This is a genomic window from Rhizobium sp. BR 250 (assembly GCF_047445855.1).
Taxonomy (GTDB): Bacteria; Pseudomonadota; Alphaproteobacteria; order Rhizobiales; family Rhizobiaceae; genus Agrobacterium; species Agrobacterium tumefaciens_I.
This window is the reverse complement of sequence record NZ_JARWKW010000016.1, coordinates 38,123-57,073: the sequence shown is the minus strand read 5'-3', so window position 1 is coordinate 57,073 and position 18,951 is coordinate 38,123. Positions and strand designations below refer to the sequence as shown.

The following is an 18,951-nucleotide window of genomic DNA, read 5'->3' as shown; positions in this document are numbered from 1 at the left end:
GCCGAGGAAAGTTTCCGGTTCTTTAGCGCAAGAGGCTCCATGGCGCGACAGGAAAATGCGCCGGTTTGCTGGCTAATGGGCGGTTTTTGCGGTTATTCACCCGTTGTGGGCGATGCCGGAAAGGCCACAGCCCGCATCACGCCTCGCTTTCATAGCCGGACGAACCGTTGTCGAGCAAATTGCGCAGGATGCTGAAGGCATGCGTCAGTTCCTCACGCGTGGAAGGTCCGGAAAAGCTGATGCGGACGCGGTGGAACACCTTTTCGGACCGGCCGGCCTTGAACTCGTCCTCGTCGTCGATCAGCACACCTTCCTTCATGGCGGCATTGCGGAAGGTGCCCGACAGCCAGGGTTCGGGCAGCCTCAGCCACATGAAGGCGATATCGGGCAGGGAATTGAATTCCAGCCCGGCAAAGATGCGTCTGGCGATCGCCTCGCGCTGATTGATTTCGGCGATGCAATCCTTGCGAATGTCATGGGCGTCGCCGCTATTGACGAGGCGCGCATTCAGCTCGGCCAGCATGAAGGGCAATCCGCCGGTTAACATCGAATGCGAAATCCGTATTCTCGATGAAAACTGCGCCGGGCAAGCGACCCAGCCGCCCCTGACCCCGGCGGCAACGGATTTCGACAGGCCACCGACAACGAAGGTGAGGTCGGGCGCGAATTCCGCAATGAGCGGGATCGCCTCACGGGTCATGGCGCCGTAGAGATTGTCCTCCACGATCCATACCCCGTATCTGCGGGCAATATCGGCGATTGCCCGCCGCCGATCCTCGGGCAGGGTGGCGCAGGTGGGGTTCTGGCCAGCCGACATCAGGAAGATCATCTTTGGATGTTGCTGGGCGCAGACGCGTTCGAAATCATCAGGGACGATACCCTTTTCATCCGCGTCCACGAGCGTGACACGGCGCCCGGCGAGGGTGGCGCTGCGGCTGATGTGGGAATAGGTGACGGGCTCAAAGACGATGCGGTCACCCGGCGCCGTCATTGCCGTTACCACGCTCATTACCCCCGCATGGGCGCCGAGCGTAGAGACGATGTTTTCCGGTTTCGGTGACCAGCCGTTCTGGGAGAGCCAGCGAGCGCCCGCCATACACCAGTTGTCGGGAAAGGTGCGGGTGTAGTTGGAAATTTCGAACGGATATTCTCTGGCGAGGGCCTCGACGTGTTTGCCGACCAGCGTGCTCTGGCCGACATCCGGTGCTGCCGTGGTGTTCAGGCGAAATTCGGCGCCGGTGTCGATGGCATGGCGCGTGCCACCAAATGCCGACGCAGACGGTTCCGCGGGCGATAATGGCGCAGGGGTCTTGCGTTCGTTGACATAGGTGCCGCGGCCGACTTCGCCGCTGACGAGCCCACGTTCGTGAATAAGCCCATAGGCCCGGCTGATTGTACCGATTGTCACGCCGAGATCGTAAGCGAGATTGCGCTGCGGTGGCAATTTCGAACCGGCCTGCAAGGTTCCGTCCGAAATCGCGCCTTCGATACTGTCCGCAAGGCGAAGGTAAATCGGGCCGTCGCCCTCGGTGATGTCAGGAAGCCAATTTGTCATGGTGACAATTTATGCATTGTATCTGTATGCAAGTCAATTGTATTTATTGTCTGCATTGAATGACATCAAACACACGGAGACAATAGGTGCAATATGCGCAAGATGGATCAATACCTTTCGACAGCGGATACACTCTATCCTGATGGCTACGAACGGGAACGCGTGTTCCGCGATGCCGGCGACATGGTCGCACCGGCGCCCTTTCCGGCCAAGATCGCCCGCACGCTTATTGGTCGCCTGATTGCGGGCATGGCCCATTGGCTGCAGAAACGACGGGGACGGCTCGCTTTGCGGGAGCTGTCCGATGATCTTCTGGAGGATATCGGCGTTACGCGGGATGAGGCCCTGACGGAGGCCGCAAAATCGCGGCTTCTCTCGTGGCCGCCGCGGCCGCTTTGATTTTTGTCGAAGAGCGGTGCCTTCTTTCCCCGGCACCATCAAGCCATTCGGCAGCCCGCCACGCCAATCCCAACCGGCGTCGGCGGGTTTTTTATGCGGACCGCTTGGAGGAACGTCGCCGCGTATTCCCTCATTCCTGTGCTCGTCACAGGAATCCAGCCGGCGCGCGTCCGCGCGGCGGAAAGACTCTTTCCAGCCCAAGGACTTGGGCTGGCTGGATCCCTGTGACAAGCACAGGGATGAGGAAGACAGGGCATCATCAAGGCCGGGATCTAACCCATGACCCCGCCGCGAGCCCGTTTACATGTTCGTTAATCAGCAGCCCTTGCCGCCATTTGCCCAGCGCTTGACGTCGGTGGCGATGCGGCCGGAGATGGCTTCGCTCATCACGGGTCCGAAGGCATCGAGCTTTGCCGGGTTGCCTTCAGCCTGGATCACCAGCATGGGACGCGATTCCGGGCTGTTGCGCGGCACGAGCAGGATGCGCGGGCGGCCTGAGAAAGAATTGAGTTCCGGGGCCAGACGATAGGCCTTGAACGCGGCATCACCCGATTTGAACCAGCAGGCATTGGCGCCAAGCGCGATCCTTTCCATCGTCGGCAATGCTGCGCGGGAGACGGAGGCGACCGGCTGTGGTTTCGGCTGGCAGGCGGCAAGTGCGGCGGCAGCGAGGATCAGTCCGGTGGCTTTGAAGGCATCGTGTCGAAGAATGCGGGGCATCAGGTCATCCAGAAGAGAAGCCGAAACATAGCCGGAAACCGGCATTAAAAAAGGCGGGCTTGAAGCCCGCCTTGGTCCATCAGGCTGCGATGACGCCGAGTGCCGAAGCGAAGAGGCCACGGCCGTCATTGCCGCCATGGGCCGCTTCGATGAGGTTTTCGGGATGCGGCATCATGCCGAGAACGTTGCCCTTGGCGTTGATGACGCCGGCGATGTCGTTCAGCGAGCCGTTGGGGTTGGTGCCTTCGGCATAACGGAACACCACCTGGCCGTTGCCTTCCACGGACTTCAGCTCATCCGTATCGACGAAATAGTTGCCGTCATGATGGGCGACGGGGCAGCGGAGGATCTGGCCCTTGTCATAGGCGCGGGTGAATTCGGTGTCGTTATTGGCGACTTCTAGCTTCACTTCACGGCAGACGAATTTCAGCGAGGCGTTGCGCATCAAAGCACCTGGCAGCATGCCGGCTTCGACCAGAATCTGGAAGCCGTTGCAGACGCCGAGAACCTTGACGCCCTTTTCGGCCTTTTCGCGGATGGCCTGCATGACCGGCATGCGGGCGGCGATGGCGCCGCAACGCAGATAGTCACCGTAGGAGAAGCCGCCCGGAATGACGATCAGGTCGACATCGGGAATATCCGTTTCCGTCTGCCAGATGGTGACGGGCGCCTGACCGGAGATTTTCGTCAGAGCCGCGATCATGTCGCGGTCGCGGTTGAGGCCGGGAAGTTGGACGACAGCGGATTTCATGGGCGCGGCTCCTGCGGCTTTAGAGGATGGCGATGGCGTAGTTTTCGATGACCGTATTGGCCAGCAGCTTTTCGCACATTGCCTTCAGGTCGGTCTCGGCCTTGGCCTTGTCGGCGCCTTCCAGTTCCAGATCGAAGACCTTACCCTGACGGACATGGCCGACGCCACCAAAACCGAGGCTGCCGAGCGCGCCTTCGATTGCCTTGCCCTGCGGATCGAGAACGCCGTTCTTCAGCGTAACAGTCACCCGTGCCTTGATCACCTGATCTTCTCCTGATTTTACCCTACGAGGCCAATATTACTTCACGAGGCCGATATTACTTCACCAGAACAGGGCCGGTGCCGCGGATCGGTTCGTTTTCATTGATGATGCCGAGACGGCGCGCCACTTCGGAATAGGCTTCCAGAAGCCCGCCCATATCGCGGCGGAACAGGTCCTTGTCCATCTTTTTCTGGGTCTCGATGTCCCACAGACGGCAACTGTCGGGCGAAATCTCGTCGGCGAGGATGATGCGCATCATGTCGCCTTCGAAAAGCCGGCCGCATTCGATCTTGAAATCGACGAGCTGGATGCCGACGCCGAGGAAGAGGCCGGACAGGAAGTCGTTGACGCGGATGGCGAGCGCCATGATGTCATCAAGCTCGGCGGGGTTGGCCCAGCCGAAGGCCGTGATGTGCTCTTCGGAGACCATCGGGTCTTCCAGCTCATCCGACTTGTAATAGAACTCGATGATCGAACGCGGCAGCACCACGCCTTCCTCGATGCCGAGGCGCTTGGAGAGCGAGCCGGCGGCGACATTGCGCACGACGATCTCGAGCGGGATCATCTCCACTTCCTTGATCAGCTGCTCGCGCATGTTGAGGCGGCGGATGAAGTGGGTGGGAATACCGATCTTGTTCAGATGCGTGAAGACATATTCGCAGATGCGGTTGTTCAGCACACCCTTACCGTCGATGACTTCGTGCTTCTTCTTGTTGAAGGCGGTCGCATCGTCCTTGAAGAACTGGATAAGCGTGCCTGGCTCCGGACCCTCGTAGAGGATCTTGGCCTTGCCTTCGTAAATACGGCGGCGACGGTTCATAATTGCAGGTCTCTTGGTTGACGCCGATTCTGGTGGCGTTGCGTTTGGTCTTTGAAGCGGTCCCATAAAGGAAAAGAGTGCATTCTACAATGCGGCTGGCATATTTCCCTTCAATTCTTGTGACAGGCCGGGGAAACCGCTGTGCCCGGAAAATCAGCTTCCGGGGCTGATCGAAGGGGAGGCGGTTCACACGGCCACCGCCGTCAGGGCTCGACTGCCTTCAGCCGGCTCAAAAACTGGGCGAAGACCATACCGCCTTCCGGCCACGGACCATGGCCGGACTCGGTGTTGATATGGCCAGACATGCCGGCGTCGATCAGCAGCGAGCCCCAGGCGGCGGCGATGTCATCGGCATGTTCATAGGAGCCGAAAGGATCGTTCCGGCTGGCGATGGTGATCGCCGGGAAAGGCAACGGGTCACGCGGATAAGGCCCGAAGGTCATCAGGTGCTTGGGCCGGATATCGGGATTGGCGACATCGGGCGGCGCGACGAAAAGCGCGCCGGACACCTTCTTGCCGATTTCCGGCAGCGCATGGATGACGGTCGGCACGCCGAGCGAATGGGCGACAAGGACGATGGGCTTGGTGGAGGCATTGACCTCTTCCACCAGCCGGGCGACCCAATCTTCCTTCACCGGCTTCGACCATTCCGCCTGCTCGACACGGCGGGCGGTGGAAAGCTTGCGCTCCCAGCGGCTCTGCCAGTGGTCGGGGCCGGAATTGGTGTAACCGGGGACGATCAGGATATCTGCTTCTGAAACTTTCATGCGCCCATATCTGTGTTGTGATGCCGCCGCGATCAAGGCCGCGGCGGCATTAACTTCAAGGAGTTCTCTCAGGCGTTGCCGAAGACGCGGTTGAAGATCGTGTCGACATGCTTGGTGTGGTAACCGAGGTCGAACTTCTCGCGGATCGTCTCTTCAGAAAGGGCGGCGCGCACTTCCTCGTCGCCCAGCAGTTCCTCAAGGAAGTCGGCACCCTGTTCCCAGACCTTCATGGCGTTGCGCTGTACCAGGCGGTAGGCGTCCTCGCGGGAAACGCCGGCCTGCGTCAGGGCCAGAAGAACGCGCTGCGAATGCACGAGGCCGCGGAACTTGTTCATGTTCTTCAGCATGTTGTCCGGGTAGATCACCAGCTTTTCGATGACGCCGGCCAGACGGTTCAATGCGAAATCTAGGGTAACCGTGGTGTCAGGGCCGATGGCGCGCTCCACGGAGGAGTGGCTGATATCGCGCTCGTGCCACAGCGCCACGTTTTCCATGGCGGGCACGACCGACATGCGCACCAGACGGGCAAGGCCGGTCAGGTTTTCGGTCAGAACCGGGTTGCGCTTGTGCGGCATTGCCGACGAGCCCTTCTGGCCGGGAGAGAAGAACTCTTCCGCTTCCAGAACCTCGGTGCGCTGCATGTGGCGAATTTCGATGGCGACGTTTTCGATCGACGAGGCGATGACGCCGAGGGTTGCGAAGAACATGGCGTGGCGGTCACGCGGGATGACCTGCGTGGAGACCGGCTCGGGGATGAGGCCGAGCTTGGCACAGACATGTTCTTCGACGCGCGGATCGATATTGGCGAAGGTGCCGACGGCGCCGGAGATCGCGCCGGTGGCGATTTCGGCGCGGGCATTGACGAGGCGCTCGCGGTTGCGGTGCATCTCGGCATAGAAGCGGGCGAAGGTCAGGCCCATGGTGGTCGGCTCGGCGTGGATGCCGTGGCTGCGGCCGATGCGCACCGTGTTCTTGTGCTCGAAGGCGCGGGTCTTGAGAGCCGTCAGCACCCGGTCCATATCGGCGAGCAGCAGATCGGCGGCGCGGACGAGCTGGATATTGAGTGTGGTGTCCAGCACGTCGGACGAGGTCATGCCCTGATGCACGAAACGGCTGTCGGGGCCGACAAATTCGGCAAGATGGGTGAGGAAGGCAATGACGTCGTGCTTGGTCACGGCCTCGATTTCGTCGATGCGGGCGACGTCGAAAGTGGCGCTGCCACCCTTTTCCCAGATGGTCTGGGCCGCGGACTTCGGAATGACACCGAGCTCGGCCAGCGCGTCACAGGCATATGCCTCGATCTCGAACCAGATGCGGAACTTTGTTTCCGGCGACCAGATGGCGACCATTTCCGGTCGGGAGTAACGAGGGATCATGGCAATGACTTTCTTAGTGGAGGAATTTTGCTGCCCGTTTAGCAAAGTGTTCCGGTAATCTCAATCTATCAAGCTGCATGGCTATGTCGCTCGCTGCGCACGCCGGCAGAGGATTGCGCCCGCAGGCAGGAGCGGAAGGACGGCAAAGGGAAAATACAGCCCTAGGCCAAGAATTGCGAACTGATAGATCGCGCCGAGCGAGGTGAAGAGCTGCTGGAAGAACCAGATGCGGGAAAAGGCCGGCGCATGCCACTGCGCATAAAAGATGCGGTACTGGAACGCGAAAAACGCCGCCGCGACCGCTATGGTGAAGATGGCGATGGCCGCACAGCTTGCCGCAAAGCGCAGCGGCAGGGCCGAGGAGGCGGGTAGCAGACGCAATGCCGCCATGGCCAGCGGCCAGCCCAACAGGCCGCCGCAGAAGAACAGCGCGATTATCTCGGCGGCATGGTCGGTCTCCAGCCGGTTCCTGAGATAAAGGCCAAGCAAGGCGGTGGCCGCCGAACAGCTTGCCCAGATGAACGAGGCGAGAAGGGGAAACAGCGCTTTCGAGATTGCGTTGCGGAAACCCTGCCTGTCGCTGTCCATCAAGCCCCCGCCTTCAAGCGCCCGTCGTAATACTTCCGGCGTTGCCGCCTTTTCGGCTACGACCTTGCGGTTTCCGCTGCCGCGCGCAGCAGCGAAACCGTCTTGCGATAGTCTTCGACGCCATCGCCCTTGAAGACGGCTGAACCTGCCACCAGCGCATTGGCGCCGGCAGCGATGATCGCGCCGGCGGTTTCCGCCGTCACACCGCCATCCACTTCCAGTTCGATCGGCCGGTTTCCGATCATCGCCTTTGCGGCGCGGATCTTGTCCAGCATGGCCGGAATGAACTTCTGCCCGCCGAAACCGGGATTGACGCTCATGATCAGCACGAGATCGACATCATCCAGCACGTTTTCGATGACGGAAAGCGGGGTCGCGGGGTTGAGCGTCACGCCGGCCTTCCTGCCGAGCGTGCGGATAGTCTGAAGCGAGCGATGCAGGTGAGGCCCGGCCTCCGCATGCACGGTAATCCCGTCGCAGCCCGCCTTGGCAAAGGCTTCGAGATAGGAATCGACAGGGGCGATCATCAGGTGACAATCGAAAAAGGCATTGCTGTGCGGGCGAAGCGCCTTGATGACATCCGGCCCGAAGGAAATATTAGGCACGAAATGCCCGTCCATGACATCGAGATGAATCCAGTCGGCGCCCGCTTCCGTGACATCGGCGACTTCCTGTCCCAGCTTGGCGAAATTGGCAGCCAGAATGGACGGGGCTATGCGGATGGGCAGGGACATGGGGCAAACTCCTCTCGACGCGTTGCGTAAGCTGCCTTTAACATCAAGTATCGGGGTTTGAAACGGCTGGCAGCGCGGTTGCTGGTGGTTTTCAGCCGTGCTTCAGCGAATTTCCGGCAAGGTCGGCCGGACCTATTGCCTTTCGGCCTTCTCCACCGGCTCGAAACGCTGGCCGTTCCAGCGCTGCAGGCGGTAGGGATTGTCCGAAAGCTCATGTGAGGGATTGAAGCCGAGATCGCCGATCACGGTTTTGAAGACGGTGCCACCCGTCAATATTTCGGGCGCGGGTTTCGACTGTGCCTGTACCGCCTCCGCAAGTGCTGCGGTGAGTTCCGTTGCCGCATAGGCCGGCAGGACATAGCCTTCGGGCTCGATGCCGGCGGCGCGCAGTTCACCGGCGGCGGCCTGAGCCGAGGGCAGGGTATCAAAGGCAGGGCGGGTGACCGCCAGCACATTCGCGGCCAAAGGGACGGGATTGTTGGCCGCATTCATGGCGTCGCCGCCCATGACCGTCAGGGCAAGGTTTTCGGAGCCGGCGTCTCTGGCGATGATGGCGACGTCGTTGCGTTCGGCGCCGACGAAGACATGCGTGATGCCGGTTCGCGCCAACCGGCGCACAAGCGCCACCTGCTGTTCCTGATTGGGGCGCATCGTATCGGCAAAAGTGGGTTTGAGGCCGTTTTCCTCGAGTGCCGAGCGGATGCGGTCGACCAGTTCGCGGCTGTAGATCGTGCCGTCATCCACCAGCCCGATGGAATGTCCCTTCCAGTCGCGCAGGATGATTTCGGCGATCCTGTCCGATTCTGCCCGGTCGGACGGGGCAAGCCTGAAAAGCGGCCAGCCATATTTCAGTGCGTCTTCCATGAGAATCGGCGCACGGCTGGAAAGCGTGATCGCCGGAATGGCGGCCGCCTTCAGCGGCGGCAGAACACCCTGAAGTGTTTCCGTGCACAAAAAACCGATCGCGGCGCTGACCTTCGCGGCTGCCAGCCCATCGGCGATCGCGCCGCCGCTGCCATCTTCGCAGCTTTCATGGATTTCCACGACATCCAGGCCAAGCTTGGCAGCCGCCGCCTTCGCGCCCTGCCGCACCTGCTGGCCCAACAGCTCGTAAGGGCCGTTCTGCGGGGCAACAATGCCGATCGACGCCGCGCTTGCTGAGCCCGCAAAGGCAAAACCGGCGATGATCGTTAGCAGGCGAAGTGAAAGCATGACGTGAGCGAAATCCTGTTGTCCCGGCTTGATGTTTATCGGCAACAACCGGTTTTCCAAAGGAAAAATACGTGCGCGTCACTGACATTCCTGCAAAACCACCACATTGCCCACGTGCCGGCATTGTTTTTGAGGATCAGCTTGCCGATCTTTTGCTCGTTTCAGGGCTTGCGCGTTTTGAGCGCAGCTCCTCCCCAAGACTTTGCTCCACCCATGGTAACTGGGACATGAGATCGTTCCATTCGAAGGAGGGGCCGGCGCGGCTGGTCAGATTGTTGTGCCATCTGGTCAGTTCCGCGAAGCGCTGATCGTCGGTTATCCTGACTTCGTGGTCGCGATAAACTTTGTTTATCAGTCTTCCGAGTGTTTCATGTGGTGGATTATTATTTTTTGCACGCAATTGATTATATCAAAGTTGTAAGTGCGTTAATTCATGGATTCCACACTGCGACGGAATTTATGTCCGTATGATCTCCGCTGGTTGTTCGGCGGAACTGTTTCACTTCGGGAAATTTGGTGAGACTGGCGTTCATATTGCTTGATGGATCGCTTTTTAAAGATGTCAATTTTAAGTTGTTTTTGCCCGTCGCGAATGAAGATGACCCTTGTCGTTGATTTTCAACGGAACTTTAAGCGTCCGTCTCTCTCGTCGCGGGGAAGAATTCAGCGCGGCTGAATTACTGTATTGCTTTATAAAACTATTATATTTGTGGAGTAGAGATACAATTTGGAGGGTGCGCGCTATTTATTGTGCCTTCTAGAGTGCAGCCCACAAAAATGCACATTTTATTTCCACTTCCCTAACTTGCTGATATATATTCGAAATATATAAAGCTTCCCATTGGTGGCATGTTTTTTCTCGTGGTTTTTTCGCAATTGCGAGAAGATTTGCTTGACGGAAAGTAAATGATTGGCTTAGATATAAGTGTTTCAGGGGACGACTGAAATTGGCTGTAACAGGCCTCGGAAAGTGTTCCGGTATAAGCACTGCCAGACTATATTGCATTCTATATTCTATTTTTTTCATTACGTATAAACCGCTTCGGGAAACTGGGGCGGTTTTTTACATGGAGCTAATTTAAGCAATTTAAAATTGAATTTGTGAAGCCTCCGGCAAAGACGTTCCATCATTTTTATATTTACAGAAAAGATATCGCGCGGAGAGGGCGGGTGTGACGCCGGCATATATACGCGTGTAACCGTTTGAAAACACCGCCGGCTGCCCTTTTCCCGGCAGGCGAGCTGCTCGGTTTCCTGTTCGGCTTTATTTCAGGGCGGCGAGCGCGTCTTTCGCAAAGGCGGAGATCGGTTCCGGGAGCTTATCCGGATCGAACCAGCCGATGGCGGAAAGCTTGTCCGGTTCGGTCAGGGCAGGTTCGCCCTCTGTGTCACGGGTGACGAAGATCAGCGAAACCCAATGGTGCCGGTCTTCCGGATCGATAAATTCGCTGTGGCAGAGAAATTCGACGTCGCCGATCGTGAGCCCGGTTTCTTCCTCGGCTTCCCGACGCGCTGCGGCGAGGCAGGTTTCAAGGTGATCGACCTTGCCACCGGGAATGCTCCAGTATCCGGCTTCCGGCGCCTTCAAGCGCCGGCATAAAAGCAGGCGGCCTTCGCGCAATATGACAAGACCCACGCCAACGCCCGGAAAATCCAGGCCTGGTTTGATGGTCGATGTCATGCTGTCCATTGCGCTGGTCAGGCCTTGGCGTTGGCCACGATCAGCATGAAGGCGGGAATGTCGTCGCCGAAACCAACCGGTGTCGGGCCGTCATCATGGTCGCGATAGTGGCGGCGGCGGTCACGGTTGTCATCGTTGGCATGCAGCGGGTTGCGGCTGTTGCGCTCGGAATTGCGCGGGGTCTTTTCCGGTTTGCGTTCTGCTTTCACCTTGTCGTCTCCCTGAGCCGCGATGTCCGTGTCCGCAGCGGATTGTGCACCCTGATTGATGGTTTCCACCGGCGCTGCGTCGCGACGGTTGCGGTCGCGGCCTCTGCCGCCCCGTTCCTTGCCCCGGCGGCCGGAATTGCTTTCGAAGCTTTCCATAGGCGCGGGAAGGGTGGAGAGATCACCGTTCAGCCACTCGATCTTTTCGCCGATCAGCTTTTCGATCGCGTCGAGATATTTCGTGTCGCTTCTGGTGACGATGGTGAAAGCCTTGCCCGAGCGACCGGCACGGCCGGTGCGGCCGATGCGGTGGACATAGTCTTCCGAATGAATGGGAATATCGAAGTTGAAGACATGGCTGACATCCGGGATGTCCAGGCCGCGTGCGGCAACGTCGGAGGCGACGAGCAGCTTCAGATTGCCGTCCTTGAAGTTCTGCAGCATCGTGGTGCGCGAACGCTGGTCCATGTCGCCATGCAGCGCGCCGACGGAAAAACCGTGGCGGTCGAGCGAGCGGAACAGGTCCGCCACATCCTTCTTGCGGTTGCAGAAGATGATGGCGTTCTTCAGTTCGGCCTCTTCGGCGCGGACGAGATCGCGCAGCACGGCGCGCTTCTCATAATCCTTGGCATGCGCGGCGACGATGCGCTGGGCAACGGTCTTGGCCGTGGAGGAAGGCTTGGCAACCTCGACACGAACGGGGTTCTGCAGGAAGCGGTCAGCCAGCTTCTGGATTTCCGTCGGCATGGTGGCCGAGAAGAACAGCGTCTGCCGGGTGAAGGGGATCATCTTGGCGATGCGTTCGATATCGGGAATGAAGCCCATGTCGAGCATGCGGTCGGCTTCGTCGATGACGAGGATTTCAACGCCGGTCATCAGCAGCTTGCCGCGCTCGCAATGGTCGAGAAGGCGGCCGGGCGTGCAGATCAGCACATCGGCGCCACGCTCGAGCTTGCGGTCCTGGTCTTCGAAGGAGACACCGCCGATGAGGAGGGCGACGTTCAGCTTGTGATTCTTGCCGTATTTCTCGAAGTTCTCTGCCACCTGTGCCGCAAGCTCGCGGGTCGGCTCGAGGATCAGGGTGCGCGGCATTCTGGCGCGCGCACGGCCCTTTTCGAGCAGCGTCAGCATCGGCAGAACGAAGGACGCGGTTTTGCCCGTGCCGGTCTGTGCGATACCGCAGATATCACGCTTTTCCAGCGCCGGCGGAATGGCGCCAGCCTGAATGGGTGTCGGCGTCGTGTAGCCGGCATCTGCAATAGCGGAAAGAACTTTTTGGCTCAGGCCAAGATCAGAGAATGTTGTCAAAGGAAGAACTTTTTCCGTTCTGGTTCGGTAAGAACACCTGCGTGCCGCTACGGCACTTGCAAAGACTTGGCGCGGGGATAGGCCCAAATTGCCGGAAAGTCAAGGAAACAACGGGAAAAGCGCACGAAACGTGATGCTTCGCGCGGGGCTTTTGAGCCTTGGGCGTGGATTTGTGCGATTTATCGTTAAAAGAGCAAAAGAAGCGTTAAAATCAGGCTGCTATTTCAGATAGGTTTTCAGCTCCGCCCCGGCGATCAGGAACCGCATGGGATCGACAGGCGTATCGTTGCGCCGCACTTCGTAATGCACATGCGGGCCGGTGGAGCGGCCGGTGCTGCCGGCGCGGCCGATAATATCGTCGGCTTCGACCCTGTCGCCAGTCCGGACGAGGATGGCGGAGAGGTGGCCGAATCGGGTGGAGACGCCCTGGCCGTGGTCGATCTCGACCATATTGCCGTAACCGCCCGAGTTTTCCGCCACCGTCACCCTGCCGGCGCCGGTGGACTTGACGTCCGCACCGGTTTCGGCGCGAAAATCGATGCCGGTATGCAGAGCGGGACGCCCGAGAAACGGATCCATCCGGTTGCCGAATCGGCTGGTGATCGCCCGGCCGGGGGCAGGGTTCCCGAAGGGCAGGGCGGTCGCGCTTTCCTTGACGACATCAAGCCGGTTCAGCGCATTGTCGAGATTGGTGAGCGACAGGTTGAACGGATCGGTTTCGCCGCGCTCAGGGGCGGCATAGGGACCACCGACATCCTCGGTGCCGTTTTCCTCGATCTTCAGGCCCGCCTGCCGGATGATGTCCTGCATGGCGCTTGCCTTGTCTTCGGCGTCACTGGTCAGCCTGGCGATGCGCGATATCTGCTGGCGTTCGATATCCTTCAGCGACAATGTAACCTTGGAGAAAACCCGGTCTGCGCGGTCCGAAGGTGTTTCGCCGGATGCGGGCACATAGGCGGCCCGTCGGTCTGCTGCTGCTTTTTCCGCCTGCGGCTTCGGAGCCATTAGCTTTTCAATGGCGGAAAGGCCGCCGGAAATATCCGCGCGTTTTTCCGGCACCATGGCGTTCGAAAGCGAGGAGGGGGCGGCCGGAGCGGCGGCGATGCCGGAATTTTCGGCACGTTCCAGAAGCTCGCTCATGCGCCCGTGGCGCGAGGTGAGCGCGGCTTGCTGTTCCAGCAGTTTTTCCACTTTCTTTTCAACGACCTGCTGATCGAGTAACTGCCGGGAGGTGACGCGGTCCACCTGGGCTCTGAGCGCGGCGATGCGATCTTCATAGTCATTCTGCATGCGCGTCTGGCGCGCCATGGTCGCGCCGATCAGGTCGTCGCGCAGGATGAGATAGCCGGTGGCGCCGAGATAACCGAGCGAAAACAGGCCGATGGTGCAGCCGGCAAGCGCTGCCATCCATGGCCGGATGGTCACATGCCGCACGTTTTCGCCGCGCGCGAGAATGAGCACGTGTGGCTCACGCTTTTTGCCGAATACCCGGTTTTCCGCCGTATCAGTCACAATCTCTCTCCGGACTGGCCGATTTCTTATGGGAAATCATAATTCGTTAAGGTTAACGAAGTTTTGCCGGAGATGCGTAGCGGCGGTGGTCAGCTATGGCTGACGGATGTGAGTGACCGATAGAACGAGGGCGTCAGGCCGGCTTCGGCGCGGGCAAGGTCGTTGAAGGGCGGTTTCAGCGGGCCACGGAAATTGGCGCGTACCAGTTGCCTGAAGGTTGCGGCCGGGTCTTTCTTTTCACGCGCGCAGAGGAACCGGAACCATTTGGCGCCGATGGCGACATGGCCCTTTTCGTCATTATAGATGACATCGAGAACCGCGGCACTTTCGAGGTCGCCGGTCTCGCGCATCTTGGCCTGCAAAGAAGGGGTGACGTCCAGCCCGCGCGCCTCCAGAATGAGCGGCACGACGGCGAGCCGTGCGGTCAGATCGTTGCGGGTGGAATGCGCCGCCTGCCACAGCCCGTCATGGGCGGGCAGGTCGCCATAGTCGGCGCCGAGGCTGCGCAGCCGGTCCCGCACCAGCCGGAAATGTTTCGCTTCCTCGAAGGCGACCTGCATCCAGCCGTCAAAAAAGGAATGCGGCACCGGCTCTCTGGCATAACGGGCGACGATGTCGAGCGCGAGATCGACGGCGTTGAGTTCGATATGGGCGATGGCATGCAGCAGCGCGATGCGGCCCCTGACGCTGTGAAGGGAGCGGCGTTCCACCGCGGTCGGCGGAACGAGTTCGGGCTTCTCGGGTCTGCCCGGCCGCTCGGGCAGGGGCGGATCGAGCGGCGAGCGCAGCGACAGGCGGCGCTCGAACCAGCGCGTCGCGGTTTCCTGCGCCAAAGCGGTTTTCCTGTCGAGACCCGCACAGGCGATGGCTTCCGTCGCGCCGCCGCGCAGGGACGTGATCTTGAACGGGGGCGTCACCACGGTTCCGTCCTTCAGAGGTTCCTTGCGGCCTCGAGAACGGCCTGCGCATGGCCCGCGACCTTCACCTTGTTCCAGATTTCCGCGATTTTTCCATCGCGCCCGATAAGGAAGGTGGTGCGTTCCACGCCCATATATTTCCGGCCATACATGCTTTTTTCCTTCCAGACGCCATAGGCTTCCAGAACCTTTTTATCCTCATCGGAGGCCAGCATGACGGAGAGCGCGTGTTTTGCCGCAAACTTGTCGTGGCTTTTGACGCTGTCGGGTGAAATACCGATGACGACGGCGTTTGCGGCCTCGAATTCGCCACCGAGCGCGCTGAAATCGATCGCTTCGGCGGTGCAGCCGGAAGTATCGTCCTTTGGATAAAAATAGAGGATGACGGCCTTGCCTTGAAGTTTGGACAGTGTCACCGTCCCTTCACCGTTGCGGGGCAAAGTAAAATCGGGAGCTGGGCCACCAATCGTCAAGTCTGTCATAATCTACCTTTCTTTCGCCGGGATGTTGAGGGAAAGTCGCCACATTCGATATATAGCGAAACCGCGCGTCGTCCAGATCACGATTCAGATTTCAGGCAAATAGGGTCTGAAATCTGAATCGTGATCTGAATTAGAGAATTAGAGCGGGATTCCGGACGAAAACCGCTTACACTTTTCGCCATCCCGCTCCGGTGTTGCGGCGAAACAAAAGCTATCCAGGGGCAAACACGGGCGTATGGCTGAAATACGGGGTGAAAAGGTTACGTTCGGCAGGCGCGATATCATTGCGCTGCACGAGCTTCCTTCGGCGCAGGCGGAAGATCCCATCATCGTGCATTGCCCGCCGCCGCGTTCCATGGCGCGCGCTTTCTGCAAGATTTTCGCGGCACTTTTTGTGCTGGCCTTCCTCTCCATCGGCGGCATCATTCTGTCCGTCGAGACCGGCTCCATCGACAGGACGTTGTCCAGCCAGGCGCAGCAGGCGCTTGAGCGGGCACTTGGCCCGCACTACAGCGCGCGCATCGGTTCCTCGGCGATCCGCTTCTCCACCGGGCTGCGGCTGGCGCTGGTGGCCGAGGATGTGGATATCATCGAGAAGGAATCCGGCCAGCATCTGAGCCGGGCACGGGCTATCGGCATGGCGCTCGATCCGCTTGCGCTTCTGGCCGGCCGTGTTTCGGTGGAAAGCCTCGAAGCCGATGGCATGGAACTGGATACGGCGCTGCTGCCGAAGGGTAACGGCTTTGATCTCACCAGCATCAAGCTCGACGCCGTGCCGCAGCAATTGCAGGAGGCCTTCGGGCAGCTCGACAAGCTGGCTCAGGCCTTTTTAAGCAGCGGCACCGAGGAAATCGATATTTCCAGCGTTTCCATTCACCTGCCGCCGAGCGAGCTCGGAAAGCCGCGCACCATCGAGGTGCGGGAACTGTCGCTGACACCCGACCAGCAGGGTGGATATTCGCTGGACGGCGAGACGATGTTTAACGGTGAAGTCGCCAGCGTGGCGCTTCAGACATCGGGATCGGGCGGCAGGATCGACGGTTTTCAGGCCCGTATCGATGGTTTCGATATCGGTCCGTTTCTGGAAAAATACGATCCCGACGGAAATCTCCATGAGGGGCTGAACGTCAAGACGGGTGTGAATATTGTCGCCCGGCGCGCCACGGAAGGGCAGGAGCCCAGGCTGGACGTCTCGGTCGGCATGGGCAACGGAACGCTTCTTATCGGCGGCGAGGCCCAGACCTTCACCTCCGGCACCGTCAATGCCCGTTACGACTTTGTAAAAAGCACCGTGGTCATCGACAATTCGCGGGTGGAACTCGGGCGGACGATCATTCCGGTCGCCGGTGAAATCAGCGATACGGACGATGGATTCGGCCTTTCGCTCAGAATAGACAATGGGATCGCGTCCTCCGAAGCCTCGGGCGAGGCGCCGGTTCCCTTCAGCCTGAAGGCGGACGGGCATTTTGCGGCAGCCACGAAGCAGCTCGATGTTCCCTCGCTTTATGTCAGCGGCCCGCTCGGAGACATGGCGGGATCGCTGAAGATCCGGTTTGGCCAGGGCTCGCCGGAAATCAGCTTCGGCGGTCAGATTCCGAAGATGGAGGCGACGGCGGTCAAGCAGCTCTGGCCGTTCTGGATGGCCCACAAGCCGCGCGACTGGGTGGTGTCCAATCTTTACGGCGGCACCATCACCAATGGCTCGATCGCGATCTTCATCCCGCAGGGGCGGATGTGCGGCCCCGGTTGCCCGCTGGTGCTTGGTGAAAGCGAAATGCAGATCCGCTTCGATATCGACGATACGCGCCTCAACACCACCGGCGACATTCCGCCGCTGCGCGATGTCGATGCGCATTTCGACCTCGTCGGCGGCAGGATGGCCGTCGATATCAAGCGGGCGACATCCTATTTCCCCTCCAACCGCTCACTTTCGCTTGAAAACAGCCGTTTCCTCATTTCTGCCGTTTACGAGAAGCCGCTGCTTGGAAATCTGGAGCTGAACGTATCGGGCTCGGCCGATGCCGTGGCGGAGCTTGCAACGCTCAATCCCATCAACGCGCTGAAGGACACCCAGTTCAAGCCGGAAGATTTCACCGGCGACGTCAAGGTCAATGCGAAACTGACCGTCGGCCTGCTCTCCAGCCACAAGCCGCCGCCGCCGGTGTGGACGGCCGATCTCGACCTGAAGAACCTGTCGCTGACGAAGCCTTTCGCCGGCCACAAGGTGACTGCGCTTGACGGTTTCATGACGCTGAACGACCACCAGCTCAAGCTGGAAGGCAAGGGCCGTGTGGACGATGTGCCGATGGACATCGTGATGACGGAACCTGTGCGCAAGAACAGCGATGTTGCTCCCACCCTGTCCCTGAAGGCCACCCTGAACGAGACGCAGGTCGCCAAGCTTGCGCCTGAACTGTCCTCCGTGCTGGGCGGTACGACGGTGCTGGAGATCAATGGCGCGGATCCGAAACGCCAGGACATCCGGCTCGATCTCGCCAAGGCATCGATCGTCCTGCCGGGGCTTGGCTGGAGCAAGGGCGTCGGCATTCCGGCCAAGGCCGCCTTCACCTTGGAAACCGCCGATGGCCGCACGACGATCAGCGATTTTTCCCTGGACGGCGACGGTTTCGGCGCCGCCGGCGATATCGTCTTCAGCAAGAACGGGCTGATTTCAGCCGATCTCGACCGGGTGCAATTGTCGCCCGCCGATAATTATGCCGTTTCGGTCGCCGCCTCGAAAAACGGCTACACCATCAATGCTTCGGGCAAATCCGCCGATCTTCGGCCGTTCATTTCGAAGCTGCGCAGCCCGTCCAGCGGTGGCGACGGCACATCCCGTTCGCAGCCCACGCTTGCGGTCACCGCGCAATTCGACAAGGTCTACGGGTTCAACGACGAGATTCTTGCCAATGTCAGTGCCGATGTCAGCGTGCGCGATGGCAAGGTCCGGTCGGTCAATGTGCGGGGTGTCACCGGTAACGGCCAGGCGGTCGTGGCGCAGACCACCAATCGCGGGGCGACGGGAACCGTGACGCTGACCAGCAGCGACGCAGGCTCTCTCGCCCGCTTCGCCAATATCTACAGCCGTATCCGTGGCGGCCTGCTCAATCTTGCCCTGACGACCGCCAATGGCAGCGACTGGAGCGGCTCGCTCGACCTGCGCAACTTTGCCGTGGTCAACGAAGCGAAGCTGCAGGATATCGTCGCCACGCCGACCGGCGAGGACGGCAGGAGCCTCAACAATGCGGTGCGCCGCAATATCGACGTCAGCTCGGAAAAATTCCAGCGCGGTTTTGCCCGGCTCGTTTATGTCAACGGCTCGGTGGCGGTCGAAAACGGCGTCGTGCGCGGTGAACAGATCGGCGCGACATTCCAGGGGCTCTTGAAGGATCAGAACGGCCGCATGGACATGACCGGCACCTTCATGCCTGCTTATGGGCTGAACCGGCTGTTCGGTGAATTGCCCTTCATCGGCATCTTCCTCGGCAATGGCCGCGACCGCGGCCTGCTCGGCATCACCTTCAAGCTTTCCGGCCAGACGGACCAGCCGAAGCTGACGATCAACCCGCTGTCGCTGATTGCGCCGGGTGTCTTCCGGCAGATTTTCGAGTTCCAATAAAAAGGGCCGCTTGCGCGGCCCTTGATGCGGGTTTGGCGCTGG

Annotated in this window: 17 protein-coding genes; 2 read left to right on the top strand and 15 right to left on the bottom strand. The window is 60.0% G+C overall.

Annotation, left to right across the window (positions count from 1 at the left end):
* Window positions 1-136: 136 nt before the first annotated feature.
* Window positions 137-1,555 carry an aminotransferase-like domain-containing protein gene (locus tag QD336_RS22000; protein WP_499172194.1) on the bottom strand — a complete coding sequence of 473 codons (1,419 nt, stop codon included), beginning with the start codon at window positions 1,553-1,555 and terminating at the stop codon, window positions 137-139.
* A 93-nt stretch (window positions 1,556-1,648) separates the two neighbouring features.
* Between QD336_RS22000 and QD336_RS21995 the strand changes: the two genes are divergently transcribed.
* On the top strand, window positions 1,649-1,954 hold the full coding sequence (locus QD336_RS21995) for a DUF1127 domain-containing protein (protein ID WP_499172193.1): 306 nt from the start codon (window positions 1,649-1,651) through the stop codon (window positions 1,952-1,954).
* A gap of 315 nt (window positions 1,955-2,269) precedes the next feature.
* Here the strand turns inward: QD336_RS21995 and QD336_RS21990 are convergent, their stop codons facing one another.
* From QD336_RS21990 to bcp, 14 genes are all read right to left on the bottom strand, one after another.
* Window positions 2,270-2,674 carry a hypothetical protein gene (locus QD336_RS21990; RefSeq protein ID WP_499172192.1) on the bottom strand — a complete coding sequence of 135 codons (405 nt, stop codon included), beginning with the start codon at window positions 2,672-2,674 and terminating at the stop codon, window positions 2,270-2,272.
* A gap of 79 nt (window positions 2,675-2,753) precedes the next feature.
* Window positions 2,754-3,425, bottom strand: coding sequence for a phosphoribosylformylglycinamidine synthase subunit PurQ (purQ, locus tag QD336_RS21985; RefSeq protein ID WP_499172191.1), 672 nt, complete (start codon window positions 3,423-3,425; stop codon window positions 2,754-2,756).
* A gap of 19 nt (window positions 3,426-3,444) precedes the next feature.
* Complete coding sequence (gene purS / locus QD336_RS21980; protein ID WP_003507918.1) at window positions 3,445-3,687, bottom strand: phosphoribosylformylglycinamidine synthase subunit PurS; 243 nt, start codon at window positions 3,685-3,687, stop codon at window positions 3,445-3,447.
* 55 nt (window positions 3,688-3,742) lie between these two features.
* Entirely contained in the window at window positions 3,743-4,507 is a 765-nt protein-coding gene (gene purC, locus QD336_RS21975; RefSeq protein WP_003495374.1) for a phosphoribosylaminoimidazolesuccinocarboxamide synthase, read from the bottom strand.
* Window positions 4,508-4,710: 203 nt separating this feature from the next.
* The gene (locus QD336_RS21970) at window positions 4,711-5,274 is read right to left on the bottom strand and encodes an alpha/beta hydrolase (RefSeq protein WP_269340973.1); all 564 of its coding nucleotides are present in this window, start codon (window positions 5,272-5,274) and stop codon (window positions 4,711-4,713) included.
* Between the two features lie 68 nt (window positions 5,275-5,342).
* Window positions 5,343-6,650, bottom strand: coding sequence for an adenylosuccinate lyase (gene purB, locus QD336_RS21965; RefSeq protein ID WP_269340975.1), 1,308 nt, complete (start codon window positions 6,648-6,650; stop codon window positions 5,343-5,345).
* A gap of 81 nt (window positions 6,651-6,731) precedes the next feature.
* Window positions 6,732-7,238 carry a hypothetical protein gene (locus QD336_RS21960; protein ID WP_499172189.1) on the bottom strand — a complete coding sequence of 169 codons (507 nt, stop codon included), beginning with the start codon at window positions 7,236-7,238 and terminating at the stop codon, window positions 6,732-6,734.
* Window positions 7,239-7,294: 56 nt separating this feature from the next.
* On the bottom strand, window positions 7,295-7,972 hold the full coding sequence (rpe, locus tag QD336_RS21955; RefSeq protein ID WP_499172188.1) for a ribulose-phosphate 3-epimerase: 678 nt from the start codon (window positions 7,970-7,972) through the stop codon (window positions 7,295-7,297).
* A gap of 132 nt (window positions 7,973-8,104) precedes the next feature.
* Window positions 8,105-9,184: an ABC transporter substrate-binding protein gene (locus QD336_RS21950; protein ID WP_269340981.1), complete on the bottom strand. Its 1,080-nt coding sequence runs from the start codon at window positions 9,182-9,184 to the stop codon at window positions 8,105-8,107.
* A gap of 1,264 nt (window positions 9,185-10,448) precedes the next feature.
* Window positions 10,449-10,874, bottom strand: coding sequence for an NUDIX domain-containing protein (locus QD336_RS21945; RefSeq protein WP_499172187.1), 426 nt, complete (start codon window positions 10,872-10,874; stop codon window positions 10,449-10,451).
* Window positions 10,875-10,882: 8 nt separating this feature from the next.
* A complete protein-coding gene (locus QD336_RS21940; RefSeq protein ID WP_499172186.1) occupies window positions 10,883-12,379 on the bottom strand; it encodes a DEAD/DEAH box helicase in 1,497 nt (498 codons plus the stop codon).
* A gap of 219 nt (window positions 12,380-12,598) precedes the next feature.
* Window positions 12,599-13,891 carry a M23 family metallopeptidase gene (locus QD336_RS21935; RefSeq protein WP_499172184.1) on the bottom strand — a complete coding sequence of 431 codons (1,293 nt, stop codon included), beginning with the start codon at window positions 13,889-13,891 and terminating at the stop codon, window positions 12,599-12,601.
* 89 nt (window positions 13,892-13,980) lie between these two features.
* Window positions 13,981-14,808 (bottom strand): ferritin-like domain-containing protein, encoded by an 828-nt coding sequence (locus tag QD336_RS21930; RefSeq protein ID WP_499172212.1) that lies wholly within the window; start codon window positions 14,806-14,808, stop codon window positions 13,981-13,983.
* A gap of 14 nt (window positions 14,809-14,822) precedes the next feature.
* Window positions 14,823-15,290, bottom strand: coding sequence for a thioredoxin-dependent thiol peroxidase (gene bcp, locus QD336_RS21925; protein WP_499172182.1), 468 nt, complete (start codon window positions 15,288-15,290; stop codon window positions 14,823-14,825).
* Between the two features lie 235 nt (window positions 15,291-15,525).
* Between bcp and QD336_RS21920 the strand changes: the two genes are divergently transcribed.
* Entirely contained in the window at window positions 15,526-18,909 is a 3,384-nt protein-coding gene (locus QD336_RS21920; protein ID WP_499172180.1) for a YhdP family protein, read from the top strand.
* Window positions 18,910-18,951 lie beyond the last annotated feature (42 nt).